We start from the raw sequence: 25,896 nt of genomic DNA, 5'->3' as shown, positions 1-25,896 counted from the left end.
AATCAGATCATTGAGAGAGGCTGTAGAGCACACGTATGACGCGGCTGAATTTCCAACAGTCAAGCCGGAATGTTGAAGCGCCAGACGGCGGCTTTACTTGGTGTTTAGCAAACTCTGAAACGATTCCGGAGATGAACACAAATCAGCGTTTGAGTGCGGTTGTTCTGCTTGCTCTTTCCACCGCGCAGGCGGCTCCGGCTCCGTTTGCCGTTGCCTTTTCCGCTGGTGATACCGCTCTCAAGTGCGGCGCGGCCACCACACCTGTGCTCACGTTCTCCGGCACGCCGCCGAGCGGCACCAAAAGTTACGCCGTCATCTTCTGGGATCAGCGCTCCAGCGCACTCAGCGGAAGGTGGCTGATCTTCGACTTGCCGCTGGGAACGACTCAGCTCAAAGCGGCGTCGGCCCGTTCGCTCAGCGTCGCGGGCGGCAAAGCGGCCACCAACGAAGCCAACCAAGCCGGGTACACGGCGGTGTGCGCCAAAGGCCGACACGACCTTTATATTGATTACTACGCGCTGGATGTCGCCTCGCTCCACTTGCCTGCTGGTGCGCCGCTGCAAACTTTACACTCGGCCATCAAGCGCCACAAGCTGCAAGAAGCCAAAGCCCACTTGGTCTGGCCGGTCAAATGAAGCTTGTGCGGCGCTTGGCGGTGGTGCTCAGCTTAGCGGCGTTGAGTCCGTCACACGCCCTCAATCTCTACGCCCACACCGCTGCGGGAATGCTCAGCCCAGCCGTAAAGGGCATTCCCGCCCGCGTCTACGTGCCCAATGGTCTGGACAGCACCGTCAGCGTCATTGATCCCAAAACGTTCAAAGTCCTGTCCACCTTCCGGGTCGACACTGAGCCTCAGCATGTGGTGGCCGCGCACGACCTCCAGACGCTGTACGTCGTCAGCGACAAAGGGCGGCAATCGCTGACCCCGATTGACCCGCGCAGCAGCCAACCCGGTAAGCCGGTTCCCACGCCCGATCCTTACAACCTCTATTTTACGCCGGACGGTAAATACGCTTTGGTGGTGGCTGAAAATCAGGCCCGCTTGGACTTTCTGGCCGTCAAAACCATGACGCCCGCTTTCTCCATCGCCGTGCCGTGTCAGGGCGTCAACCACATGGATTTCAGCCCGGATGGTCAGCACCTTCTGGCCGCCTGCGAGTTCAGCGGCGACCTCATCAAACTTGACCTGACTTCCCGCAGCGTTACCGGGAAGCTGCACGTCGGCGGAATGCCGCAGGACGTGCGAATCGCGCCGGACGGTAAGGTCTACTACGTGGCGGACATGATGAGCAATGGGCTGCACGTCATTGACGGCTCAGGCCCGGTTCCGAAAAAGATCGGTTTCATTCCCACCGGCAAAGGCGCACACGGGTTGTATCCCAGCCGTGACGCGACCCGCCTGTTCATCTCCAACCGCGACGAGGGCAGTGTCAGCGTGCTGAATTTTGCCAAGCGCAAGCTGATCGCCAAGTGGAAGATTCCCGGTGGCGGCAGTCCCGATATGGGCAGCGTCTCGGCAGACGGCAAGCAACTGTGGCTGTCGGGTCGGCGCAGCAACGTGGTTTACGTTTTTGATACCCGAAGTGGCAAGCTGCTCAAGAAAATCAAAGTCGGCAACGGGCCGCACGGCTTGACCTTCTTTCCGCAGCCGGGCCGCTATTCGCTGGGTCACACTGGAAATTACCGCTAAGCCCGACACGAAACAGCCCGCTTCCACAATGTCTGGAAGCGGGCTGTTTCGTGTGGAGCGGTTTACATTTTCGGCATCAGTACCGTGTCAATGACGTGAATGACGCCGTTCGACGCTTTGATGTCGGTCTTGGTGACGTTGGCTTTGTCTAACATCACGTTTTTACCCATCACATTGATTTTGACGCTGGAACCTTCCAAGGTCTTGGCGGACTTCATTTTGACGACGTCAGCGGCCATCACGTCGCCGGCGACCACGTGGTAGGTCAGCACTTTGGTGAGTTCCTTTTTGTTTTTGAGCAGGGCGTCCAGAGTGGCTTTGGGAATCTTGGCGAACGCTGCGTTGGTCGGTGCGAACACCGTGAACGGCCCCTTACCGGCCAGCGTCTTGTCGAGGCCAGCTGCTTTGAGGGCCGCGAGCAGAGTGCTGAACTGCGCGTCTTTGGTGACGATGCTGGCGATGGTGTCTGTACCCTGAGCTGAAGCGCTGCCGAGAGCGAGGGCCGCAAAAAGAATTACAGTTGTATTTTTCATGGTGTCTCCTGTCCTGCTTAAGCAGTCTGAAGCTCTAAGATAAAATCTAAGTATATCTCGAACTCTTGTTACTCAGTATTGTTCGGTAGGATACGATTTCAATCTGGGTATCTTATGTTTAGCTCATGGAAGAGTTGAATGACTGAAATCAGAGCATTTATAAAACCAATGGCCCAGTTGAGGGAATTTCAATCGAACTTCCGCCATTTTTTTGACTATACCGTGCCTTAACCAAATGTTTTTAAGCTGGCCCTGAAGGTGCTGCCCACTGCTGAGCAGTCCAAAGGAGACCCGTATGAGCTTAGGAACCCTTGATCAGAACACCACCCTCAAAACCATGCTTTGCAAGGTGCCGGAAGTCACGCTGTTTTTCTGGATCATCAAGATTTTGTGCACCACCATCGGCGAGACAGCGGCGGATTTTTTGAATACCAATCTGAATCTGGGCTTGACCGGCACCACGCTGGTCATGGGCGCGGTGCTCGCGGCGATCTTGGTGGTGCAGTTCCGGTCGCGCCGCTATGTGCCGGTGGTCTACTGGCTGGCGGTGATGCTCATCAGCGTGGTCGGCACCCTGATTACCGACAACATGACCGACAATTTCGGCGTCAGTTTATGGGTCTCCAGCGGGATTTTCTCAGTGGCATTGGCTGCGACGTTTGCGGCTTGGTATGCCAGCGAGAAAACGCTGTCCATCCACAGCATTTTTACGTTCAAGCGCGAAGGGTTTTATTGGCTGGCGGTGCTGTTCACCTTTGCGCTCGGAACGGCGACGGGCGATTTGGTGGCTGAGAAGCTGGCGCTGGGCTACTGGCCTTCAGCGCTGATTTTTGGCGGTATTATCGCGCTGGTGGCGTTTGCCCACGCCTTCTTACGCTTGGGCGCGGTGCTGGCCTTCTGGATCGCTTACATCCTGACCCGGCCTCTGGGCGCGTCCATCGGCGACTTTTTGTCGCAGCCCAAAGATGCGGGTGGCCTCAACCTCGGTACGCTAACCACCAGTGCCATTTTTCTGGTTTTAATCGGCGCGGTGATTATCTACCTCACCACTACCCACCGAGACCAGATTCAAGCTGCCAGTACGTTCTAAACGGCTGCCGAGTCGGGTAGAAAGGCCAAACGAAAAAACCCGCACTGGGCGGGCTTAAATTTGGTGGGCGGTATAGGACTTGAACCTACGACCTCTCGCGTGTGAAGCGAATGCTCTACCACTGAGCTAACCGCCCATACTGTGTACGGCACGTCTTGGTGGGCCTTGCCGGATTTGAACCGGCAACCAATCGGTTATGAGCCGACTGCTCTAACCGTTGAGCTAAAGGCCCAGGGCGAAGCGAGTGGAATGATAGCAACGCAGTGGGGGGTTGTCAAACTGTCTACCTTGCTTCACTATATAGGCAAGCAAGGAAGTTGTGCTTCAGGAGGCGAGAACGTGGATACCAATAAGCTTAGAGGCCACCTTGATTTGGTGCTGCTGGCCACATTGGAAGGTGGGCCACTGTATGGCCTAAAGATCATTCAGGAAGTGCAGGGGCGCACCGAGGGCGCGTTTTCATTTAAGGAAGGCACACTTTATCCGGCGCTTCACCGATTGGAGAAACAAAAACTGATCGCGGCGAGTCAGCAGCCGAGCGATATTGGCGGCCCACCGCGCAAAGTCTACCGTTTGACCGAAAGCGGCGAGAAACGCCTGCGCGAAGAGCAAACCGGCTGGCGCACTTTTGCAAAGGCCATGCAGCCGTTTGGCGGCGTATGAACGAGGTTGAACGCTATCTCAAGCGGGTCACCAGAGGACTGGCACGTCGGCAACGGATAGAAGTCCGCGCTGAATTGGAAAGCCACATTGTTGAGCGGATGCAGGCACTCCAAACGCAAGGACTGGAGCCGGGTGACTTCGCAGCGCGGGTGCTGAGTGAGCTGGGATCGCCGGACGAAGCCAATCAAGCGCTCAGGCGAGTGCATTACGTTCATCCTGCGCTGAATGTCGTGGTCGCCGTCGGCGTGCTGGCAGTGACGTGGATGGGCTGGCAGTTGAGGATGATTTCGGCCTTTCCTATCACAGATACACCCAGCAGTTTCGCTGATCCCCGCTACCCACTCAGAATCGTTTCAAGTGGAGACTCCGGCGACCAGATAAAGAGTCTCCTGAGCTTCTCGGAAGTCGCGGGCATATTTAAAGGGACGCCCATAAAGATTGTTGGAAATGACGAACGCGCTCAACTTGTTTTTTCCAACCATGTCTCTTTAGATCTTGGTTCTGCGGTAAGACGTAAGGTTGAGGGGATGGAGCTTCCTAAAAAATACGGTTTTTACGTCACTCCACCTGCATTTGTCGACTTTAATGAAATGACGCTTTTGATCTTGAAATCGGCATGGCCAATTAGTATGGACATGTCTAACACCGCAGTGAAGATCTCGGTTGATGGCCAAGCTTTCAATATGCCATCTGAACTGGCTGGAATGAACACCTTTCCTTTCTTGGAGTTGTGGAATCAGCAGATTGCAGAATTATTGAGTCGACCGGTTCAAGGCAGTGGATTCATAGATTGGGATCCTCTCCTCAGCACGAAAGGGAAACACATTCCTTTGATTGTTCATGACTTGATTCCAAAACAAATCTACGCTCTGGCTATCAAGCGTATGAATATAAACGACAGTACTATGCCTAAAGGGAAATACGTCAGTTCGATGATGACTCACGCTGATGCTTCCGGCACATCAAATTTCTTCAATTTGAATTTCTCTGGCAAAACATTGATCAAAAGCTTTCATTTTGCCGATTCCGTTAAAGCTTGGCAAAAAGCTCCGGCAAATACGGCGATTCTTCTCAAGCTTGATCCGACGCTCAAGAGCCCACCCGAAGTCATCCCCAGAACAGGCATTCTCACTGCCAAATAGCCACAGATAAAAAGACTGCTGCCGACCCTACAGAGGTCGGCGGCGGTTCTGTAGTTATCTTACGCCCGCGTCTGATACCTTTCCAGCAACTCAGCCTTCAAGTCGTCGAAGCCCACGCCCTTGCGCTCCTTGTGGCCTTCCGGGGTGCGCTCACGCACGCTGACGGCCCGCTCCTCTTGCTCCTTGTCGCCCACGATCAGCATCACTGGAATCTTGGACAGTTCAGCCTGACGCACTTTGGCGTTCATCCGGTTGCTGGAATCGTCCACCTCAGCCCGGAGGCCTGCCGCGTGCAGCTCGGCGCGGAGTTCTTCGGCATAAGGATTGTGGCGATCCGCAATAGGGATGATGGCAATCTGGCGCGGGGCCAGCCACAGCGGAAAGTCGCCGCCGTAATGCTCGATCAAAATGCCCACGAAGCGCTCCAAGCTGCCAAACGGTGCGCGGTGAATCATCACGGGGCGGTGTTCCTGACCGTCCTCGCCGGTATAGCTGATGTCGAAGCGCTCCGGCAGGTTGTAGTCCACCTGAATGGTGCCGAGCTGCCACTCGCGCCCGATCACGTCGCGCACCACGAAGTCCAGCTTGGGGCCGTAGAAGGCGGCGTCACCCGGCTCGATGCTGTACGGCAGGCCCACTTCGCTCACCGCCTCGATAATCTGAGCCTCGGCAGCCGTCCAGTTTTCGTCGCTGCCCACGTACTTATCGCCCCCTTCGTCGCGGGTGCCCACGCGGAAGCGCACGTCGTTCATGCCAAAGGTTTTCAGCACCAGCACCGTCAAATCCAGCACGTTCAAAAACTCGGTCTTGAGCTGGTCGGGGCGGCAAAAGATGTGGGCGTCGTCTTGGGTAAAGCCGCGCACCCGCGTCAGGCCGTTGAGTTCGCCAGACTGCTCGTAGCGGTAGACCGTGCCGAACTCGGCCAGCCGCACCGGCAGATCACGGTAGCTGCGCGGCTTGGCGGCGTAAATGCGGACGTGGTGCGGGCAGTTCATCGGCTTGAGCATGTACTGCTCGTCGTCTACCGTGATCGGCGAGAAGTTGCTGTCGCTGTAGTTCTGATAATGGCCCGACACCTTGTACAGTTCCAAATTGCCGATGTTGGGGGTAATCACGCCCTGATAGCCACGCTGAAATTGCTGTTCGCGCAGGAAACGGGTCAGTTCCTCACGCAGCACCGTGCCGTTGGGCAGCCATAGTGGGAGGCCCTTGCCCACCAGCGGATCGATGGTGAACAGCTCCATTTCGCGGCCCAACTTGCGGTGGTCGCGCTTCTTGGCTTCTTCTAGGCGTTCCAGGTATTCGTCCAGCTCTTTTTGGGAAGCAAAAGCCACGCCGTAAATGCGCTGCAAGATCGGATTCTTTTCATTGCCGCGCCAGTACGCGCCCGAGGTGCTGGTCAGCTTGAAGGCGGTGGGCAGCTTGCCGGTACTCGGGAAGTGCGGCCCCCGGCACAAGTCTACATACTCGCCCTGCGTGTAGAAGGTGATCGGCTCGCCCTCGGGCAGCTCCGAGATCAGCTCGACTTTGTAAGGATCGTAGCTGAACTGCTCCAGCGCCGCCGCCTTGCCCACGTCGGCTCGGGTGATGTCCAAATTGCGCCCGATGATTTCGCGCATGATGGCTTCAATGTCCGGCAAGTCTTCTTCGCGCAGCGGCTCGGGCAAATCAAAATCTTGATAAAAACCATTCTCGATGCTCGGCCCCACCCCGCGCTTGACGGCTTCTTTGGGAAACCCCTTGCGCCCGTAGTATTCGCCCACCGCCTGACTCATGGTGTGGGCCAGCGAGTGCCGGAAGACGCTCTGGGCCTGTCCGGGGTTTTTCTTGGTAATCAGGCTGATCTCGGCCCCTTCGGGCAGCGGCGTGACCAGATCCGTCAGCACGCCGTTGGCAGTCGCGGCGAGGGCGTCTTGGGCCAGGCGCGGGCCGATGGCTCTGGCGGCGTCAAGCGCAGTGGCGTGTTCGGGCAGGTCGAGTTGTTTTCCGTCAGGTAAAAAAACGTGCATGGTAACTCCTGTTTGGCTTTCTGAAAAGGGGAACGGCAGCGCGACGCAACAAAACGCCTGAGAGCAAAGTGGCAGCTCTCAGGCGCAAAGAGTTCGCGTGACGGATTGTTGTGAACTCGACAGGCCAGCGCCGCGCATCATCAGGTTGGAATGATGGGGGAAGGGCCGCATGGCTTCAGTCTAGCAGAGGAGACCGTGCGGGGCGGTCACTGCGTTCAGTATTCGGCATCCCCGCTTTAGACGGCTGGGGCGAGATGATTCCGGCCACAGTCCCATCAGTTGAGCTGAGCATTGAGTCTGCTTAGCTTTTGTTTGCCAGTACCACCCCGAAAATCCCCTGCGGCTCCATCCAGCGTGCCCCTGACTTGAAGCCGCCTTCGCTGGCCCAGCTCTCGATCAGTTCGGCACTTCTCAGGCGCATCACCCACAGATCTCCGGTATTCGACGGCAGCGTGCGGGCAATAAATTCGACTTGCGGGTGGGTGGGCTGCAAGGTGTAAATCAGCGTGCCGTTGGGCTTAAGCACCCCGCTCAATTGCTTGAAATGCTGGTGAATCAGATCGTCGTTGGCCAGGATTTCGTGCAGACCCGAGACGATGGCAATGTCGATCAAGCCGCTTTCCGTCGCCTGTGCCAGGTCAGCGTCGCTGAAGGCGTCAGCCCGCTGGTAGGTCACGCCGCGCACCCCGAGCTTCTGGCCCAGAGCTTGAGCGCTGTCCACATTGACCTGAGCGTAGTCGCGCAGGGTGGCCTCGATCTTCACGTCGGGCCGCTTGTCTTGAAACTCCCGCAAGACTTCCAAATCGTAACGTCCGCCGCCGCAGGCCACGTCCAGCAGCCTCAGGGTACCGCCCTGTGCGGGGGCGTGCTGGTATAGCGCTGCCCGCAGGGCGTCCTTGACCAGTTCGCCGCGTGCCCGAATGCCGGTCCAGCCCGGCGAATTGAGGTACACCTTATCAATCAGCTTGCCGAGTGGCCCCGTGCCGGTGGGGATGTTCTGGTAGACGTGCTCCAGCATTACACCCGAATCGAAGCCGTGCTCGAAGCCGATGCTCAAGCCTTTGCTGAGTGGGCTGGCCAGCTTCATGATGCGGTGAACCGCGCCGTAATACCAACGCTTGGGGCTGATGAGGGGCAGTGGACGGGCCAGCTCTTCATAGGTTGGGGTCATGACTGAGCTTAGCAGTTGACAGAGTGTCAGCAATTGAGGCGAAGATAAAGGGGGCTTGGGACTTTCGTCCCGCTGATGGGTTGGCTGCTCAGTCCCACACGGCAGTGGGCAGCTCCGCGTCCAGCGCGTCAATCGCCGCTTCCACCGCCTGTGTAAAGGCCTGCTTGTTCTTGGGATCGGACTCCACCGCTTCACCAATCGCCGCGTACAAATTGAGCGGCACCGGAATCCACTCGCCTTTGGGCAGCGCGTGACCCAGCCCGCGCAGCGCCACCGGAATCACCGGCACGTCAGGATGGCGGCGGGAGAGGTGGGCCAGGCCCGTTTTGAACGCTTCACGCACTTCGGGCTTGCCGCGCGTGCCTTCAGGAAACAGCAGCACGATTTCGCCGCGCAGTAAGGCCGCGCTCAGCGGCGCGAGCGGGTCAGTGCGGCGGCCTCCCTCGGCGTGGCGCTCGATCAGGATGGCCCCGATCAGATTCTGGGTGACCCAGCGCACTGCGCCCGACTTGCCAAAATAATCGGCGGCGGCGGCGGGCCTGACCGTTCTGAGCGCCCCCAGCCGAAACAAGGAGAGCAGCAGCAAGGTGTCGAGGTGGCTGTTGTGGTTGGCGACCACGATGGCGGGGCCGGTTTGTGGCAAACGCTCCCGGTGCCGCACGCCCAGCCCGAACCCCAGCAGCAGCGCGGGCCGAATCACCGCCGCGAAAAAGAGCGGGCGCAACCACGGATGCGGGCCAGCCGAATCAGAGTCGGGCATCAGCGGTAAGGCCCGTAGACGAAGTAGTAGATGAAGTGGAAAAACACGGGAGCCGTGAACATCAAACTGTCGACTCTGTCCAGAATGCCGCCGTGTCCGGGGATCATGCTGGAGGCGTCCTTGACGCCCAGATCACGCTTGACCGCGCTCATGGTCACGTCCCCGATGAAGCCGACGGCGGGCAGCAGCACACCCAGAATCAGCGCTTCCCAAACGCTCAGCGGGGTAATGACCGGCGCGATCACCACTGCCAGCACTGCTGTGCAAATCAGGCCGCCGATAAAGCCTTCCCACGTTTTTCCGGGGCTGACCTGCGGCACGATTTTGTGTTTACCGAAACTCTTGCCGCTGACATACTGGGCCACGTCGTTGAACTGCGTCACCAGCACCACGTAGAGCAGCAGGCCCACTCCGCCCGCCGGATGCAGCGGCGGCAACACCAGCAAGTAAGCCAGGTGGCCGAGGCAAAAGACGGTCATCATCAGCCCCCAGTGCAAAGTCGAGCTGGCCCGCAAAAAGTTCTGGGTGATGCCGGTGAGCATCAGCCGGAAGGGCAGCAGCAAGAACAGGTAGACAGGCACGATGATGATGAACATGCCGTAGCGTCCGGTAAAGACCCACAGGTATTGCAGCGGAATGGCGAGGTAGGCCCACAGCAGCACCTTGCGGTCGGCGCTACGCTGCGGAATGAGGCTGAGGTATTCCTTGAGCGCCAAATACGACAAAAACATGATGAAGGCGATGCCCACCCGTTTGCCCACCAGCACCGCCAGCACGAATAGGCCCGCCATCACCCACCACGCCCGCACCCGCGAGATCAGTTCGGGGCTGCCAGCCCTTCCGCGCAACTTGGGCACCAGTTCGGAAATAAAAGTAGCGATCAGCAGCAGCAGCAAGATCAGGCCCAGGATCAGACCGACGCCGCCGCGCAAGGTTTCCAGGATGCCCTGCATCAACTCACTTCCCCCAGGCCGCGCTGCACCCGGTTGACGATGGTCAGCGCCGCAAGGACGCACAACACCGCCAGCACCACCGCCAGCCACACCCCCGGCGCGACTCCAAACCCCAGCAGTAGGGCCAGCAAGCTCAGCCACAGCGCCCGGTCACTTTTGCCCAGCGGGCCGTCATAGCGCCTTGTTCCGCCACTGACTTGCCCCAGCACTCCGGCCAACTCACTAGCGGCGCTGAGGGCCACTAGCATGGCGGCGGGCCAGCCGTAAGGCAGCAGCGCGAACGGCAAATATAGTGCCGAATCCGAAACCACGTCTCCCAGCTCGTTGAGGTACGCGCCGAGGCGGCTGACTTGGTGGCGTTCGCGGGCGATGAGACCGTCAATGGCATTGAGGGCCATGCGGGTCAGCAAAAACGCGGGCAGCAAAAAGAACACCCAGCGCCCGCCGCCCACGATAGTGATGGCCAGCCTCGCCCCCAAAGCCACCGACAAGAACATGGCGCTCAGCGTTACAGCGTTGGCGCTCACCCCCAGGTCGGCCAGACGGTAAGCCAGCGGGCGCAGCAGTTTTTGAAACGCGGGTTTGGCAGCGTATACGGTCATGGGTTGGAGCCTCCGGTGGCCTTAGCTTATGTCAGGGCGTGCTGGAGTGGGAGTTGATCTTTTGTTGCGGGGCGGCAAGGTAGGGAGCAAAACACTCGGGTCAAACACTCAAGTCACCGGCTGGCCTTCCGCCGCGTCTTCCTGGGCGGTTTCCTTGAGTTTCCCAGCGAGTGCAGGCAAGGTCAGTCCCTGCACCAACATGCTGAAGACCACCACCGCGTAACTCAGCACCAAAAAGGTGCCGCGCAGCGGATTGTCGGGCAAATTGAAGGCCAGCGCCAACGTCACGCCGCCCCGCAGGCCCGACCAGATCATGACCCGTTTGGTGTAGGGCGCAAAGGTTTCGCGGTTTTTGAGCAAAGTCACTGGCAGCCACACGCCAATGGCCCGCGCCACCAAATTCAGCCCGATCACCGCTGGAGCCAGCAGCAGCAGCAAAATATTGACTTTCAGGCTCAGCACTTCAAAGGCCATCACGGTAAACAGGGCGGCGTTGAGCAGGTAATCGATAAATTGCCAGAAGCCAAACAGCCGCGTCCGGGTGTCTTCCAATTGGCGGCGCTCGTCGCCCGACAAACTGCCCAACCAGCCGCTTTGTTTGGCCCGCCGCCGCCAGATTTGCAGCAGAGCCGAGAGGGTAAGGCCGCTGGCCGCCACCGTCACTGGCCCGCTGATGCCCAACCACTGCGCCAGGGCGTTCCCGCCCACCACCATCGCCAGCGTGATGGTCAGGCGGGTGTTTTCTTCGCGTGGCACTTGCTTGATTAGTAAAATAGCGGCCAGACCCAGCAGCGCTCCCACCAGCAAGCCGCCCAGCATTTCGCGTAAAAACAGCAGCGCCGTACTCAGCACCGTGACCGTTTGAGCGGCCTCTCCAGCAGCGGGCAAGGTGGCGGCCACCAGCACGGTAAAGGCCACCACGCCCACCCCGTCGTTGAACAGGCTCTCGCCAGCGATAAGCGTTTCTACCGTTTTGGGCACGCGGGCGGCTTGAAGCATCGGCAACACCGCCACCGGATCAGTCGGCGCGATAATCGCTCCGAACAGCAGTGCCAGCGGCCAGGTGATCGGCAAGCCCGCCCAGTTCAGCAGCCCGTAAAACCCGCCGCCGAGCAGCAGCATGGTGATCAGGGTGGTCAGCAGGGTCATGGCGATGACGGCCAGCCGCTTGCGAAACAGTAACTTCACATCAATTTGCAGGGCGCTGGAAAACAGCAAGAAACTCAGCAGCCAGTCGAAGACCAGTGTGCCGAACGGAATGCCCTGCACCAGATCTCGGACACGCCCGGCGGGGGGCCAGCCCAACGAGTCGGCCAGTGCCACTGCGCCTGCGATGACCAGGCCGCTGAGCAGCATGGCGATGGTGGGCGAGAGTTTCCAGAACCGGCTGTTGAAGTAGGACAGCGCCGAGATCAGCACCATGAAGACGCCGAAGAATTCGCTGGAGGAAAGGGCGTCAGGTGACATGCCGCAGTTTAAGGCGGCGGGGAGTGGGGGAGTAGTTAGAAGGGGAGTTCGCCCCAATTCAAGCTATGGGGTTGTTAATGTCTCTGGACTCAACATCGCTCTACCCCTAAACGGCGTGCAATGCTGAGCCCTAAGCAGAGGCTTGCGCTTCGAGCTGACGCTTGATGAGTTCCCAGTTGTCCTCAAAATCCTTCAGTTGTGAGGCGTCAATTCGGGCATCAAACGAGGCCGGATTATGTGGGCGCTGCCAGGGTATTTTGCGCTCGTCCATATAGTTCCGGTAGGTGGGAGCCACAATGCTCTGCACGTCGCGTTTGGTCAGAATAAAAAACCGATCTTTAAGATTGTCGCTCTGTTGGGCAGCGCCTCTTGGGGCAATGGCGACGAAAACAGAGATCAGGTTGGGATGATCAATCTCCTGATCGCCGCCGTCCTTCTGTTGGCCGTCTACAACAGTCAGTTGTATCCATGCATCCGCTCGGGAAGGCCACTGTGTCCCTCGTGCCGCCTTCACCTGAATAGGCACGGCGCGGCACTGCTCGTCGGCAACCAGTAGATCAAAGGCGGGCACATTTCCGGCGAAGGGAGTTGCGACCATATCCAATTGCCGCCCTATTTCGGCGCATACCAAAAACTCTCCAATCTGCCCGGTCAGCTTGTTGCTCAGGCCGCTTGCCACTTCACTCGCCGCTCAGCAAAAACCGGAGCGCCCCCGGCAGCCTTACTCTCCAGGCTGTCTCTCTATGAATCCCTGCCGGGTCGGCTTGAAAGCGCAGGCGTTCGCCCATTCCCTTTTCCAGCAGCAGATCGCGCATGGCATGGGCGTCGTCCCAGTAGGCCTGCTCCTGCTCCGGGTGGTCGGTGCCTTCCTTGCCGCCGATGTCTAGCCAGATTTTGCCCGTAATCGGCGGATTGCTCCTGACCCGCCCGAACGCCTCGCCTGCACAGGCCCAGAACGCCGGACTCATCACGCCCGCGCCGCCGAAAACCTCCGGATGGGTCAGCAGGGCGTGGAGGCTGATCAGCCCGCCCATGCTGGAGCCGAGCAGTGAGGTGTGCGCCGCGTCCGGCAAGGTTCGCAGATAGGTGTCCGCAAGCGGCTTGACCGTGTCGATCAGGAAGTCGATGTACTCGTCGCCGCCTCCGCCCAGAGCCTCCGGTGGAAATCCGGGATGGCGCACCGGGCTGTACTCGTGGTAGCGCCGCTCGTTGGCGTTGGGAACGGCGACGGCGATGGGTTCCAGCCCCTCAGCAGCCAGTTCGGTCAGCGTCTCGTCGGCTCCCCACTCGCTGATGTTGTAACTGGTGGCCGCGTCAAAGACGTTCTGGCCGTCGTGCAGGTAAACCACCGGGTAATGCCTGTCCGGCTGCGCCGCATACGAGGGCGGCAGCCAAGCCAGGATGGTGCGCGGCGCGTGGTTGGCGTCACCCACTCCTTCCCACTGAAGCAAAGTACCGGTCACGGTGCTGTCTGGCAAAGCGGCATACGGTTCCCAACTCACTGTTCTGCCTCTTTCATTGGCCCACCTCCTCGACCAGAAATTCCATGGCAAACCTGTACCCGGCAAAGCCCAGGCCGCTGATCTTGCCTTTGCAGACCGCCGCCGTCACCGATTTGTGCCGGAACTCCTCGCGGGCGTCCACATTGCTGATATGCACTTCCACCACCGGCACATTCTGTCCGCTGATGGCGTCGCGCAGGGCGTAGCTGTAGTGGGTCAGCGCACCGGGATTGATCACGATGCCGGTAAAGCCGTGTTCTTCAGCGTCGTGAATCCACTCCAGAAGCTGACCCTCGAAGTTGCTCTGGCGGCACGTCACGGTGGTGCTGAGTTCACTGCCCCACAATTCGCATTGCCGTTCCAGTTCTTCCAGCGTCAGGGTGCCGTAGACGCCCGGTTCGCGCTTGCCGAGGCGGTTGAGGTTGGGGCCGTTGAGGATCAGGAGCATACGGATACCTCGGTTGGGGGGATGGGGTGTTGGGAGCGGATGAAGCAAGCAGCGCGAATGGTTTTAGAGCGTTACTTCCTCCAGCCACACCCTAAAAGCCCGACGCAGCACTTCTTCCGGCACCCGCGCCAGATAAGGCTGTGCCAAATCGCAGAGCAGCACGAAGCGCACGCCCTCGGCGTCGGCTTTTTTGTCGCGGGCCATGTAAGGCCAGACTTGTTCAAAAGTGAGCGGAGGCAGCGGCTGGGGCTTTTGGTACTTCAAAAAGGCCCGCGTGTAATCGGTCAAGTCTTTGCCGCCCATTTCGCGCGACAGTAGCGCGGCGTAGTGCATGCCGTAGCCCACCGCTTCGCCGTGCGTGACCGCTTGGTGGGTGACTGCTTCCAGCGCGTGCGCCAGCGTGTGCCCGAAGTTGAGGTACGCCCGCTCACCCTGCTCGGTCAAATCACGGGTGACGACTCCGGCCTTGACGGCAATCGCGTCGGCGATGGTTTGCGGCAAGCTGGCATGGCCCGGCACGAACTCAGGCGAGAGCACCCGCGCAAGCAGGCTGGGATCGGCGATCAGGCCGTGCTTGTAGGCCTCGGCAGCGCCCTCACGGAAGGTGGCGGGGGGCAAGGTCGTCAGTGTGTCCACGTCCACCCAGACTTGCTTGGGCGGCCAAAACGCGCCCACCAGATTTTTGCCTTCCGGCAAGTTGACTCCGGTTTTGCCGCCCACTGCCGCGTCCACCATACCCAACAGCGTGGTCGGCACCGAGTAATAAGCCACCCCGCGCAGGTAACTCGCCGCCGCGAAGCCTGCCAGATCGGTCACGGCCCCGCCGCCGAGACCCACTACGGCGCTGTCACGGGTCAGGTTGGCTTGAGCCAGTTTGGAGAGCACGCCTTCGAGCACGCTCAGCGTTTTGCAGGCGTCGCGGGGCGCAACCACGATCATCACGGCAGGGGAGAGGGCAGTCTGCACTTGCTCAACGAACTGCTTGGGCAAATCACTGGGATAGATCAGCGCCACTTGCTTATGCGGCACTTCAAGGTGGGCCAGTAAACCGGAGCCGACTTCGACGCGGTAGGGCAAAGCGCCGCCGACTTCCACGGTCAGAACTTGCCCAAGCGGCTCAGTCGCAGGCACGCTCCACCTCCTGCCAGTCCAGCGCCGTTCGTTCGGCGTCGGCTTCGTGCTGGGCGTCGGTTTGGGTGTCTTGCCAGTCCCACAGCCGCTCCACGATTTCGGCCACGATCTCCTCTGAAGGCCTCCCGTCGCTGTGAACGTGAATGGTGCCGTGCTGGTACGCGCCTTCGCGCTCGCGCATCAGTTCGGTGATGCGGGTCAGGGGATCGGGGACGCGTAGGAGTGGGCGATCCGAATTCTTGGTGCGGGCGTAAACCGTTTCGGGCGTCGCGGTCAGCACCACCACGGGGCCGCGCCGCAGCAGTTCGCGGCGGTTGCTCTCGTGGATAAAGGTGCCGCCGCCGAGACTGACCACCGCGTAATCTAAGCGGGTCACGCGGCGCACCACTTCCGATTCGCAGGCACGAAAAAAGCCCTCGCCGCGCTCCGCGAACACCTCGGGAATGGTTTTGCCGACCACCCGCGAAATCAGTTTGTCGGTGTCCACAAAATGCAGCGAGAGTTCGCGGGAAAGCTCCCAACCGATTCGGCTCTTGCCCGTCCCCATAAAGCCCGCCAGCGCGATCCAGTTCGCGGGGCGGTCAATCAGGCTGGGCAAATTCATGCTTTGCAGTCTAGACGATGTGCCCGCTTCAAAACCCCCAGTTCGCTCACCCTCTGCAAAGAGAGTGGAGCTGAGCTGGGCCTGCAAAACTTCTTCCGGCACTTCCTTGAGGTGGGCGGCCAAACCCAGTTCCAGCGCCGATTCGGAAATCAGCGGTAGCGGATGGGGAGTCACCGGCCCTAGTAGTGTTGCGCGTAGTTTCGCGCCGCTTGAACCCGCTCCAGAAGTTCGGGGAGGCTATCGCCGCCGAACCGCTCCATCACCGCGTCGGCCAGCACCCAGCCGATCACCGCGTGCAGCACGATTCCGGCGGCAGGCACGGCGGAGGTGTCGCTGCGCTCTTTGGCGGCGTCGGCAGGTTGGTGACTTACCACGTCCACGGTGGGCAATGATTTCATCAGCGTGGCAATCGGCTTCATGGCCGCCCGCACGATCAGATCTTCGCCGTTGGTCATGCCTGCTTCCAGGCCGCCTGCGCCGTTGGTTTCGCGGCGGTAGCCGTGCCCGCCCTCGCCCACATACACGGCGTCGTGGACTTTGGAGCCGGGCACACGGGCATTTTCAAAGCCGGTGCCGATTTCCACGCCCTTGATGGCCTGCGTGCCCATCACGGCGGCGGCGATGCGCCCGTCGAGTTTGCGGTCCCAGTGGACATAGCTGCCCAGACCCGGCGGCAAGCCCCGAAAACGGATTTCCACGATGCCGCCGAGGGTGTCGCCGTCTTTTTTGGCTTGATCGATGCCGCTCCGCATCCTTTGCTCGGCGTTCTTGTCCAGCGTCCGCAGATCAGACGCTTCGATTTCGTCTAATCTGTCCCAGCCGAACGCGCCGAGGGCGTCCACGCCGCCAAGGTGGGTCACGTAGCTGACCCCGTCGATGCCCAGTTCGCTTAGCAGCTTGAGGGCCACTGCGCCCACCGCCACCCGCGCCGTGGTCTCGCGGGCCGAGGCGCGTTCCAGCACGTCGCGCAAATCCTTGTGGCGGTATTTGATGCCGCCGGTGAGGTCGGCGTGGCCGGGGCGGGCCTCGGTGAGCGCTTTTTTGCGCGGCTCGCCGCCTTCTTCAGGCGACATGATTTCTGTCCAGTTGCGGTGGTCTTTGTTCTCGATCACCAGCGTCACGGGCGCTCCGGTGGTGCGTCCGGCCCGCACGCCGCTCATGATCTGGGCCTCGTCGGTTTCGATGACCATCCGCCGCCCGCGCCCGTAGCCGCCCTGGCGCTTGCGCAGCATCGGATCGATATCGGCCTTGAGTAGCGGCAATTGGGAGGGCAGGCCCTCGATGATGGCCGTCAGTTGCGGCCCGTGCGATTCTCCAGCGGTCAAAAACCTCATGTCTCCAACTTTATCAGAGCCGGGGAGCGCGGTTCTGGACGCTGCCCAGACGACAGGGCACAAAACGAAAACAGACCCAGCGCACGGTGGCGGCGGGTCTGTTTTCGTTGAAGAGGCTGGGTAGGTTTACTTCACTAAAGCGTTACTTCACTACAGTGCCGGTGATGACCACCATCAATTGACTCTGGGTTTTGGAAGTGGACTTCTGGCCGAAAGCCGCGCCAATGATCGGCAAGCTGGAGAGGTAGGGGGTGCCGCTGGTGGTGTTGGATTCGTTGCTGCCGAGCAGGCCGCTGAGCAGTAAAGTCTGGCCCGATTTGAAGGTAATCACGCTCTGGGCCTCGCTGTTGCTGAAATCGAGCAAGTTGGGCAGTGTTGAGCCGGTAATGGCGGTTTTGGGCTGGTTGATCTGGCCGCGTACCCGCAAAGTAATGGAGCCGTCGGGCGCGACCTGTGGATCAAAGAAGTCCAGATTGATGCCGTAATCGATTTGCCTGACGATATTGCCGCTGGCCGAGGGGATATTGAGTTCCAGCCGCCCGCCGCTCTTGATGCTGGCCGCCGCGCCGCTGGAAGCATTGGTGCTTGCGCCGCCGCCCAATGAGCGTTGTCCGCTTTGCATCGTGACCGAACCGTCATAAATGCGCTTGGTCTGGGTTTGGTTTTCTAGGGCGTTGAGCGTAGGAAGTAGGTTAAAGCCGCCGACCAAAGCGCGGGTTGGATCAAAGCTGGCGGCCAAGCCGCTTGGGCCAGAGCTGACATTGAAGCCGCCAAAGCCGACTTTCCAGTTCAGGCCCAGCGTGCGGGCGGCGTCTTCAGTAATTTCTTGGATGCGGACTTGCACATTGACCTGAGGCACGACCTGATCAAGGCTGGGAATCAGGACGGCGACCTGCTCTACTTGCTGCGCTGTACCGCGCACAATCAGGGTGTTGGTGCGCTTATCGGCAATGATGGTGGCGGCAGTGGGGTCTTGCATCACCGGCGCAGTGGCAGTAGGAGCCGCTGAAGAATTGGCCGCCGCATTGGGCACCGAGACGGTAGTGGCTTCGCCGTTGGCCCCAATTGCCGTTACTGGCACATTGGGCAAAGCGGCGGGCGCGTTGTTGGTGGCAGCGGTCAAAGCGGTTTGTAGGGTGTTGTCGAGCACTTTCTTGAGTTCTTCCGCGCTCGCGTTCACGAGCTGAAAGACTTTTTGCTGAATATCGGGGCCGCTCGAGACGGTGACGGCTTTGTCCACCTGACTGAGAAGCGCGGCGGCAGCGTCGAGCTGGTCTTGGGTGCCGTTGAGAACCAGTTGACCCGTTGTTCCAACAGGGGTGATCTTGAGTGCCGGAAACTGCGCGGTCAGCAGCGCGGCGATGTCTGTTTGGCTGCCCTTCACGCCGTACACCTGCTGGCGCACATCCGGGTTTTGCTGCACCGAAGGAGCGCGGTCAACTTGTGTCAGCAGTGTCAGGGCCGCGTCAATCTGGGCCTTCTGGCCGCTCAGAATCAGTTGGCCCGTTTTGCCCACTGCCGTGACAGCCAGGCTGGGGTACTGATCTTTGATCAGGGCCACCGCGTCGTCCTGAGCACCTTTGACGTTGTAAATCGACTGAATCACCGGACTGACCGGCACCACCACTTTGGCGAGTTCCGGCGGCTGGGAAGCGATAATTTCTTTGACCAGCGCTTCGACCTGCGAGACTTCTTGGTTGTTGCCGCGAATAATCAAGCTGTTGGAAATCGGTTCGCCGACGATTTTGAGGGTGGGCGAGTCGAGAACGATGTCACCGCCTGCCGTCTGGGGAGCGGGGCTGCCCGTTGTGACAGCGACCGGCGCTGACATTTGGCGCGTTCCGAAGGCCAACTTGACGCGCTCTCCCACCAAGCTGGCGTCGAGTGTTTTGGGCAACACGACGATCCGCTGAATGGGGTTTTTGCCGACGCGCAGCACTTCGCTGCTGCCGAGTTTGACCACGTCATAGTTCAGGCCGTACACGTCCATCAAAAAGGGCCAGACCTGATTGAAGGGTTTGCTGGCAAAATCGTAAGTGAGCTGTGTTGCAGAGACGCCGGGTTGAGCGGCCTGAGGCGTGGCCGCGTCGCTGGTCACGCCTGAGCCGCTGCCGACGCCAGGGGTAATCAGGCTGTCGAGCGCCGGGTCGAGAATCAGTTCGTAGCCTGCCGACTTGGCCACAGCCGTCAGGAGCGCCATCAAGCCGGTGCCGTCGCGCACGATTTTGAAGGTCACGTTGGCTTTCGACAAGCGGGTATCGGCGCTCACGGCGTTGCCGGGTTGGGCGCTTTGGGCGCTGGCGGCGCTCAGCGCGAGAGTTAAGAGCAAAATCAGGCTACGGTTCTTCATGGCTCACCTTTTGTCGAGTTGGAGGGTTTTGGCGGTGTTGTCGAGGGCCAGCGTGGCGCTTGAAGCACTCACTTCGCGCACATTGATGTTGGTATCGGGAATATTCTGGCCCACCGAGACGACCACAAAGCCCCGGTCGGTCTTGAAGACGGCGGTGTTGAGCGGCCCCAGCACTGCCGAGTTGAAGCTGAGATTGCGCTCCTGGATGTAGCGCTCCAAGGTATTGAGCGGCGCGGCAGAAGTCGGCGCGGGCGCTTGTGCGGTGGAGTTGGCGACGGGAGCGGCGTCATTGAGCTGGGTAATCACGCCGGGGGCCGCGCTGCTGGCCGTACCGCCGGTTGTGCCTGCCGCACCGACCAGCGGACTGGCACCGGGCAATTGCAGTCTCGGCGTTTGGCTCACGCCTGGCACGCTGATACTGGCCTGAGCCTGAGCGCGGGTCTGCGCCGCTTTGATGTCGGCTTCGCGCTTGGCTTTTTGAGCGGCGGCCAATTTGGCTTTGGCTTCAGCGATGGCCTGCGCCTTGGCCACTTTATCGGCCTCGGCTTTTTGAGCGGCGGCCAGTTTGTCGGCCGCAGCCTGCTGCGCTTTGGCGGCTTTGGCCTGCTCCGCTTGGGCCTTGTCGGCGGCTTGCTGAGCGGCTTTTTGGGCTTTGGCGGCGTCGAGTTGCGCCTGCTTTTGGGCGGCGGCTTGCTGGGCAGCGTCACGCTGGGCCTGTGCGGCCGCCTGCTGAGCTGCTTTTTGCTGAGCTTTCTGCGCTTGCTGAGCAGCGTCGCGCTGAGACTGAAGTTGTGCCTGCTCGGCCTGCGCCGCTGCCTGTCCAGCTTGACCTTGAGCGCCTTGCTGGCCAGTCTGTCCGCGTGCGCCGGTCTGGCCCTGAGCGCCGTCAGGGCCTTGAGTAGCGACTGGCGCTCCGCTTTGGATATTGGGCTGCGGCAGGATGCCGCCGATGCGCGGGCCGCTGGACAAGCCGCTGCTTCCGGAGCGGCTGCCCGTGGCATTTCCAGAAGTGTTGTCGGCTATCACGATCGGAGCGCTGGGCAGCACGCCGGTGGTGCGGACTGGTGAGGCAATCGGCGAGGTGGGGGTGGGGCGTACTGGGGTGGCCGTGGGCGCAGTGGCGACCGGTGCGGGCTCACCCGAGGAGTTGGCATCCGGCACCACGTTCAGCGGGCTGAAAGGATTGACCGTCGGCACGCTGGCCAGCGGCTCATTGGGATTGATCCCCGAAGGCGGGCGCTGCACGTCGGCGTTGGTTTCGGTGGGCGTGCTGGCGGCAGGATCGGTGCTTGTGGCCGCAGCGTCACCGGCCGCACTGCTCAGCGGCGGAATGCTCAGCACGGCGCTGGTGCGGGCCGGAGAGATGGTCGTGCTGGAAGGGGTCGGTGCTTGTGGACTGCTGGCCGTTTCCGAGCCGCCCTGAGCGGTAGGCAGCCCCGAGGGCGAGCTGCCCAGCGTGGGCGCAGCGCTCAAGCTGGGCGCAGTGGAGCCGGAGGCGGTGGGCTTGGGTGTCGCAGGCTTGACGGCGCTGGGCAGCGACTTGTTGGGCTGGATGGTGGTACCAGAAGTGGCAGCCGTCGCCGCAGCTGGGTCGGCTTTGCCAGTGGCGTTGGCCGTGCCTGAATCTGGCGTAGCGCCCGGCACGGTGGCGGTCGGCGAAACTGGAGCTGTGGCGGCGGGCACGTCGCTGGGAGCCTGAGCGCTGGCATCGCGTCCGGTATTCCAAGTGTACCAACCGCCCACCAGGGCGACCAGCACCAATACCGTCAGCAAGATTCTCATTTCGGGTGAGAGTTTGAGGGGCGCTTTCACGAATTGCCTCCCGCAGGAGCGCTGGGCGCGTTCGGCGTCGTTGGGGCCGCGCCGGGTTCGCCTGCGGGCGTGGCCTGCGTGGTGCCCGGATCAAAAGTGTAGACGGTCATGTTGATGACGCTGTTGAGGTTGGGATCCGTGTCATTGGGCGCGGGCAACGTCATATTGACGCTGGTGATCTTGGAAAAGCGGCCCATCGTCTCCACCGAGCGCAGGGTGCGGAACGTCGGTGCGAAGCGGCCCTGCACGTTGACATTGAGGTTGACCGCTTGCACGCCAGCAGGCAGATTGGCTTCGGCGCTGCTGGCCACCGTGATGCCGTCGATCTTTCCTCCTGCTGCGCTGGCACTGTCCTGCACGTCGCGGATGACTTGTCCCATTTTGACGGTGCTGGGCAGGGCGCGGACGAATACTTCTTGTTCTTGCTCCAGCGCCCTGACATCGGTGCGGAGTTGAGGGAGTTGGGCCTGCTGGCCTTGTAAGGTGGCGAGCCGGGTGTCGGCGTCATCTAGGCTGGTTTGCACCGCCTGAATTTCTTGTTGCCGGGCTTGAAAGCGCAGGAAGTACCACATCACCAAAGCGATCAGGCACAGGCCAACCACGATAAAAAACAGGTCGCGGGGTTTGAGTTTGGGCATGGCCGCGTTCATTGGGTGGCTCCACTAGTCGGTGCGGCGGGGGCCGCAGGGGCGGGGGTCGTGGGCGTCGCGTTTGCCGGGGTGCCGTTGGCAGGTGTGGCGGCCGTGGTCGTGGCCGCCGCGCTGACCGGCGTGCCTGTCAATTGGCCGATGCTGGCGGTAAAGTCAAAATTGTTGGTTGTGGTATTGCGCTGGGTGTTTTTGAAGTTCACGCCGTAATTGTCTTGGTCGTAAGCGTCCAAAAAGCTGACCAATGTGCTGGTACTCAGCGCCGTGCCGCTCAAATCGTATTCTTTGCTGGCGGGTTTGCCGTTGTAGAGCGTGTTGACAGCGGCTTGGTGCATGTTGAGACTGCTCAGCGCCACTCCGCCGTTTTGCGGCAACTGTGCCACGAACTGAGCGAGGTCGGTTGACCAGTAGGTTTTGCCGCTGCTGAGGCTCGTGGCGGTTTGGCTGATGGCGGTCAGGCGGGCTTTGTCGGCGGTCAGGCGGCGAAACTCAGGAGCGTCCTTTTCTTCTATGCCGCTGATCTGGCCGTTTTCATCGTCGAGCCGTTTTTGTAGATTGCCGACCTGAGTGCCCACCACGATTTCGGGAATGGCCACCGCCAGCAAAGTGACGGCCACCGCCGCGACGCCCGCATACAGCCAAACGTTCGGCTCGGTGCGCCTGCGGTACTGCGGCGGCAGGAGGTTGATCTCAACCACGTGAATTCACCCCCCTGAGCGCCAAGCCCAGCGGCACGGTAAATTCCGGCGCGTTGGTCTGGAGGTAGCCGGTGTCCACGCTGGCCTGATCGGTCTGCACCGTCAGCCAGGGGCTGGCCACCTCGACCCTGAAGCCCAGCGCGTCGCTGATGGCCGGGGCCAGCCCGCGCAATTTGGCTCCGCCGCCCGCGAGGAAGGTGCGGTCGATGACGATGTCGCCGGACTGCACCCGGTAAAACTCCATCGAGCGCCGCACCTCGGTAATCAGTTCGCCCAGCACGGGCCGCACCACTTCAAAGACGCGGGCGGGGCTGTACTGTTCACGGGCCATGTCGAAGTTGAGCAAGTCTTCTTCATCCTCGGTGGGAGTGGTGGCGGTGGCGTACCCGATCTTGATTTCCTCGGCGGAGGAAAAATCGAGGTCGAAGGCTTTCTGGAGGGCGGTGGTGAAATCGTCGGCGGCCACGTTGATGTTGCGGGCCATCAGCATCCGGTCGCCGCGCACCAAGCTGATCACGCTGCTGCTCGCGCCGATTTCCATCACGAGGGCCACCTCGTTGCCCTCCGTGTAATTGGTGCCGGTCAGGGTGCTTTTGGTCAGGTGTTCGCCCAGCAAATTACCGCGCAGCGCACGCAAGGTGGCAAATGACTTGAGGTCGATGACGGTAGGCTCTAAGCCTGCCAGGCGCAGCACTTCGACTTGGCGGGCAATCGCCTCGGTGGGCGCGGCGGCGATCACCACTTCCATCTGTCCGTCGTCGTTCGCGCCGGGAATGTCGTCGAGCACATCAAAGTCGAGGCTCACGTCGTCGATCGGGTAAGGGATATAGCGCTCGGCTTCCCATTTGATGGCTTCCTTGAGCTCCTTCGGATCCATTTTCGGCACCATGATGTTGCGCGTCACGGCCTGCTGATTGGGCACGGCCGTGACGGCGTATTTGGTGGTGATGCGGTACTGGGCCAGTAAGCGCTTGAGTTCGCTGGCCACTGCCTGCGGCTCGATCACGAGGCCGTCACGCATGCTGCCAATCGGAGTCGGAACCATGACGGCGTGCTGGAGTACGGGCGGCGAACCGGGCTTGAGCACCACCACTTTGATGGAGCTGGTGCCGATCTCGACCCCGATGGCCACTGGTTTTGAATTGATGAGCCGTTGTAGAAAACTCGACATGCTTCCTCCAGGAGTTGCGTTGATTTTACCATTTCCTCATGAACATCATCATGAAGCGGTCACTCCTGCGTCTAGAGGGTTAAGAGCGGGAAGGGGGCGCGACAATGGCATCAGATCATGCAGGCGCTTTCAATTTTCTGACAGCTTTTTTTACGGCGAATTATTTGTCTGGGCGCACGAAAACCCGCGCTCTGGGCCTTTGGGACGCCGGAGTGCGGGCAAAAAGGGGAAACGGGCTGAATTTACTTGCGGGGCGGCTGTGCGGGCCGCACTTCGACGCGGCTGGGCAGCGTGCGGGCGGGCATTTTCACCAAATCCACCACGATCTGAGCGATGTCTTCGGGCTGAATCTTCCAGGCGTCACTTTCTGAAGGAGTGTGTCCGCCAAAGTGGGTGGCCACCGAGCCCGGCATGATCTGGGTAACCTTAATGTTTAGGGGGCGTAGGTCGAGCATCATCACTTCTGAGAGTCCGTTGAGACCGAATTTAGAAGCGTTGTAGGCTCCGCCGGCCGCAAATGGATTTTTGCCGGCCAGGCTGGAGAGCGTGATCACGTAGCCGTGGCTTTCCTTCAGGTAGGGAATGGCCGCCTTGACCGTGAAAAAAGCTCCGGTGAGGTTGGTGTCGATCACGGCCTGCCAGTCCTCGGCGCTCATATCCTGGATGGGGGCGAACTTGCCGACGCCCGCGTTGACGAACAGCACGTCCAAGCCGCCGAACGCTTCGGCGTGGGCTTTCATCGCGCCTTCCAAGCTGCTCAGGTCGCGCACGTCGCAGACCACGCCCCGCGCAGACTCGCCGAGTTGCTGCGAATTGAGTCGCTGGGCCGCCGCTTCAATCTCACTCTGGTCGCGGCTGGTAATCGTCACGCCGTAGCCTTCTTTGAGCAGGGCCTCGGCAGTCGAGTAGCCGATGCCTTTGCTGCCGCCGGTGATAAAAGCGCTTTTCTGGGTCTGGGGATTAGTCATAGGGGAAATCTAACACGCCATGCCCGAGTCTCAAGGTAAGCCGTCAGGCGGCTCGATATTTCAGCCTATCCAGCCCAAAAAAGCCGCCCGCGCCCACTCAGGGACGTTGGCGGCTCTCGTATTGCGCTTGGCTCAGAAGTTGAACTTGTCGATATTGGCTTTGTCGAAGGTGGTGGGCGGCCCAAGCACCACTTCGCCGTTCTTGCCGACGGTGTACTTGCCGAGCTTGCCTGCCGTGAAGGTGTCGCCCTCCTTGCCAGTCACCTGATTGCTGGCCAGCGCGGCGGCGGCGTAGGCGGCCAGGTAGCCGAGGTCGCCGGGATTCCAGAGCTGGAAGGCAGTGACGGTGCCGTCTTTGATGAACGAGCGCATCTGGTTGGGGGTGCCGAGGCCGGTCAGCATCACCTGACCCTTTTTGGGACTGGTCGAGAGGTACCGCGCCGCCGCCGCCACGCCGACTGTGGTGGGGGAAATTACGCCTTTGAGGTTGGGGTAGGCTTGGAGCAGCCCCTGCATCTCGGTGAACGATTTCTGGTCGTCGTCGTTGCCGTAAGCGATCTTGACCAGCTTCATGTCCTTGTAAGCGGGCTTTTTCAGCTCATCTTGCATGATCTTGATCCAGGTGTTCTGGTTGGTGGCATTGGGTGTGGCGCTCAGGATGGCGAATTCACCCTTGCCACCCATCAGCTTGGACAGCAGCTCAATCTGCCCCTTGGCAATGCCGTCGCTCTTGGCCTGGTTGATGAAAATCTGGCGGCCTTCGACGGCCACGTCGGAATCGAACGTGACCACCTTGATGCCCTGAGCCATCGCCCGCTTGAGCGAAGGCACCAGTGCGTTGGCATCGTTGGCGGCCAGCACGATGGCGTCCTGACGCTGGGCGATCAGGGTGTTGATGTAGCTGACCTGTGAGCTGGCCCCGCCGTCCGACGGCCCCACCGCCTTGCCGATACCGCCGAGTTCCTTGATGGCCTCCAGGCCGCCGTTGTCGGTGGTGGTGAAGTAGGGAATGTTGATGATCTTGGGCAGCATGGCGATCTTGAGGCCCTTTTTATAGGTGTTCTGAACCAGGGCTGCCGAAGCGAGGCCAGCGGTCAGGGTCAGGGCAGACAGGAGTACGGTGCGCTTTTTCATGTGGAACCTCCAGATCG

General features: G+C 60.6%; 25 protein-coding genes and 2 tRNA genes. 5 read left to right on the top strand and 22 right to left on the bottom strand.

From position 1 onward, the window contains the following. Window positions 1–149 precede the first annotated feature (149 nt). Window positions 150–635: a YbhB/YbcL family Raf kinase inhibitor-like protein gene (locus EHF33_RS08245; protein ID WP_164473440.1), complete on the top strand. Its 486-nt coding sequence runs from the start codon at window positions 150–152 to the stop codon at window positions 633–635. Next, on the top strand, window positions 632–1,690 hold the full coding sequence (locus EHF33_RS08240) for a YncE family protein (RefSeq protein WP_124869924.1): 1,059 nt from the start codon (window positions 632–634) through the stop codon (window positions 1,688–1,690). Before EHF33_RS08245 ends, EHF33_RS08240 begins: the two co-directional genes overlap by 4 nt. Before the next feature lie 62 nt (window positions 1,691–1,752). Here the strand turns inward: EHF33_RS08240 and EHF33_RS08235 are convergent, their stop codons facing one another. Continuing rightward, window positions 1,753–2,223 carry a fasciclin domain-containing protein gene (locus EHF33_RS08235; RefSeq protein ID WP_124869921.1) on the bottom strand — a complete coding sequence of 157 codons (471 nt, stop codon included), beginning with the start codon at window positions 2,221–2,223 and terminating at the stop codon, window positions 1,753–1,755. 295 nt (window positions 2,224–2,518) lie between these two features. On the opposite strand from EHF33_RS08235, the gene EHF33_RS08230 reads away from it, so the two are divergent. Further along, a complete protein-coding gene (locus EHF33_RS08230) occupies window positions 2,519–3,313 on the top strand; it encodes a COG4705 family protein (RefSeq protein WP_206431573.1) in 795 nt (264 codons plus the stop codon). A gap of 61 nt (window positions 3,314–3,374) precedes the next feature. Here the strand turns inward: EHF33_RS08230 and EHF33_RS08225 are convergent. Continuing rightward, window positions 3,375–3,449 (bottom strand) — tRNA-Val (locus EHF33_RS08225). A 20-nt stretch (window positions 3,450–3,469) separates the two neighbouring features. Beyond that, a tRNA-Ile gene (locus tag EHF33_RS08220) sits at window positions 3,470–3,545 on the bottom strand. A 107-nt stretch (window positions 3,546–3,652) separates the two neighbouring features. On the opposite strand from EHF33_RS08220, the gene EHF33_RS08215 reads away from it, so the two are divergent. Together EHF33_RS08215 and EHF33_RS08210 are read left to right on the top strand one after the other, a co-directional pair. Then, on the top strand, window positions 3,653–3,976 hold the full coding sequence (locus EHF33_RS08215) for a PadR family transcriptional regulator (protein ID WP_241191099.1): 324 nt from the start codon (window positions 3,653–3,655) through the stop codon (window positions 3,974–3,976). Continuing rightward, window positions 3,973–5,118: an HAAS signaling domain-containing protein gene (locus EHF33_RS08210; RefSeq protein WP_124869915.1), complete on the top strand. Its 1,146-nt coding sequence runs from the start codon at window positions 3,973–3,975 to the stop codon at window positions 5,116–5,118. The genes EHF33_RS08215 and EHF33_RS08210 overlap by 4 nt, the downstream gene beginning before the upstream one ends. 59 nt (window positions 5,119–5,177) lie before the next feature. Here EHF33_RS08210 and thrS read toward each other — a convergent pair whose 3' ends face one another. The 19 genes from thrS to rhaS all read right to left on the bottom strand — a co-directional run bounded on the left by thrS (window position 5,178) and on the right by rhaS (window position 25,879). Then, the gene (gene thrS, locus EHF33_RS08205; protein WP_124869912.1) at window positions 5,178–7,127 is read right to left on the bottom strand and encodes a threonine--tRNA ligase; all 1,950 of its coding nucleotides are present in this window, start codon (window positions 7,125–7,127) and stop codon (window positions 5,178–5,180) included. 301 nt (window positions 7,128–7,428) lie between these two features. Then, entirely contained in the window at window positions 7,429–8,298 is an 870-nt protein-coding gene (locus EHF33_RS08200; protein ID WP_124869909.1) for a class I SAM-dependent methyltransferase family protein, read from the bottom strand. An 88-nt stretch (window positions 8,299–8,386) separates the two neighbouring features. Beyond that, window positions 8,387–9,058: a lysophospholipid acyltransferase family protein gene (locus EHF33_RS08195; RefSeq protein ID WP_124869906.1), complete on the bottom strand. Its 672-nt coding sequence runs from the start codon at window positions 9,056–9,058 to the stop codon at window positions 8,387–8,389. Next, on the bottom strand, window positions 9,058–10,011 hold the full coding sequence (locus EHF33_RS08190; protein ID WP_124869903.1) for a phosphatidate cytidylyltransferase: 954 nt from the start codon (window positions 10,009–10,011) through the stop codon (window positions 9,058–9,060). Before EHF33_RS08190 ends, EHF33_RS08195 begins: the two co-directional genes overlap by 1 nt. Further along, entirely contained in the window at window positions 10,011–10,613 is a 603-nt protein-coding gene (locus EHF33_RS08185) for a CDP-alcohol phosphatidyltransferase family protein (protein WP_124869901.1), read from the bottom strand. Before EHF33_RS08185 ends, EHF33_RS08190 begins: the two co-directional genes overlap by 1 nt. Window positions 10,614–10,721: 108 nt before the next feature. Further along, complete coding sequence (locus tag EHF33_RS08180; protein WP_241191098.1) at window positions 10,722–12,080, bottom strand: cation:proton antiporter; 1,359 nt, start codon at window positions 12,078–12,080, stop codon at window positions 10,722–10,724. 130 nt (window positions 12,081–12,210) lie between these two features. Beyond that, window positions 12,211–12,759 carry a hypothetical protein gene (locus EHF33_RS08175; protein ID WP_124869898.1) on the bottom strand — a complete coding sequence of 183 codons (549 nt, stop codon included), beginning with the start codon at window positions 12,757–12,759 and terminating at the stop codon, window positions 12,211–12,213. A 1-nt stretch (window position 12,760) separates the two neighbouring features. Then, a complete protein-coding gene (locus EHF33_RS08170; protein WP_124869896.1) occupies window positions 12,761–13,582 on the bottom strand; it encodes an alpha/beta hydrolase in 822 nt (273 codons plus the stop codon). Between the two features lie 13 nt (window positions 13,583–13,595). Further along, window positions 13,596–14,030 (bottom strand): type II 3-dehydroquinate dehydratase, encoded by a 435-nt coding sequence (aroQ, locus tag EHF33_RS08165; RefSeq protein WP_124869893.1) that lies wholly within the window; start codon window positions 14,028–14,030, stop codon window positions 13,596–13,598. Between the two features lie 63 nt (window positions 14,031–14,093). Then, window positions 14,094–15,161, bottom strand: coding sequence for a 3-dehydroquinate synthase (gene aroB, locus EHF33_RS08160; RefSeq protein ID WP_124869890.1), 1,068 nt, complete (start codon window positions 15,159–15,161; stop codon window positions 14,094–14,096). Next, the gene (locus tag EHF33_RS08155; protein ID WP_241191097.1) at window positions 15,148–15,939 is read right to left on the bottom strand and encodes a shikimate kinase; all 792 of its coding nucleotides are present in this window, start codon (window positions 15,937–15,939) and stop codon (window positions 15,148–15,150) included. Before EHF33_RS08155 ends, aroB begins: the two co-directional genes overlap by 14 nt. A gap of 5 nt (window positions 15,940–15,944) precedes the next feature. Next, a complete protein-coding gene (aroC, locus tag EHF33_RS08150) occupies window positions 15,945–17,099 on the bottom strand; it encodes a chorismate synthase (RefSeq protein WP_124869887.1) in 1,155 nt (384 codons plus the stop codon). Between the two features lie 142 nt (window positions 17,100–17,241). Then, window positions 17,242–19,449: a type II secretion system protein GspD gene (locus EHF33_RS08145; RefSeq protein ID WP_124869884.1), complete on the bottom strand. Its 2,208-nt coding sequence runs from the start codon at window positions 19,447–19,449 to the stop codon at window positions 17,242–17,244. A gap of 3 nt (window positions 19,450–19,452) precedes the next feature. Further along, complete coding sequence (locus EHF33_RS21090; protein WP_164473439.1) at window positions 19,453–21,261, bottom strand: hypothetical protein; 1,809 nt, start codon at window positions 21,259–21,261, stop codon at window positions 19,453–19,455. Beyond that, window positions 21,258–21,911 carry a type IV pilus inner membrane component PilO gene (locus tag EHF33_RS08120; protein WP_124869872.1) on the bottom strand — a complete coding sequence of 218 codons (654 nt, stop codon included), beginning with the start codon at window positions 21,909–21,911 and terminating at the stop codon, window positions 21,258–21,260. Before EHF33_RS08120 ends, EHF33_RS21090 begins: the two co-directional genes overlap by 4 nt. After that, window positions 21,908–22,606: a fimbrial assembly protein gene (locus EHF33_RS08115; RefSeq protein ID WP_124869869.1), complete on the bottom strand. Its 699-nt coding sequence runs from the start codon at window positions 22,604–22,606 to the stop codon at window positions 21,908–21,910. The genes EHF33_RS08120 and EHF33_RS08115 overlap by 4 nt, the downstream gene beginning before the upstream one ends. Next, window positions 22,599–23,777 carry a type IV pilus assembly protein PilM gene (gene pilM, locus EHF33_RS08110; protein WP_124869866.1) on the bottom strand — a complete coding sequence of 393 codons (1,179 nt, stop codon included), beginning with the start codon at window positions 23,775–23,777 and terminating at the stop codon, window positions 22,599–22,601. Before pilM ends, EHF33_RS08115 begins: the two co-directional genes overlap by 8 nt. 242 nt (window positions 23,778–24,019) lie before the next feature. Continuing rightward, complete coding sequence (locus EHF33_RS08105; RefSeq protein ID WP_124869863.1) at window positions 24,020–24,745, bottom strand: SDR family oxidoreductase; 726 nt, start codon at window positions 24,743–24,745, stop codon at window positions 24,020–24,022. Between the two features lie 132 nt (window positions 24,746–24,877). Next, window positions 24,878–25,879, bottom strand: coding sequence for a rhamnose ABC transporter substrate-binding protein (gene rhaS, locus EHF33_RS08100; protein WP_124869860.1), 1,002 nt, complete (start codon window positions 25,877–25,879; stop codon window positions 24,878–24,880). Window positions 25,880–25,896 lie beyond the last annotated feature (17 nt).

This window comes from Deinococcus psychrotolerans (genome assembly GCF_003860465.1).
GTDB lineage: Bacteria > Deinococcota > Deinococci > Deinococcales > Deinococcaceae > Deinococcus > Deinococcus psychrotolerans.
Note: the sequence above shows the minus strand (reverse complement) of the source record. Positions and strands in the feature narration are given on the sequence as shown.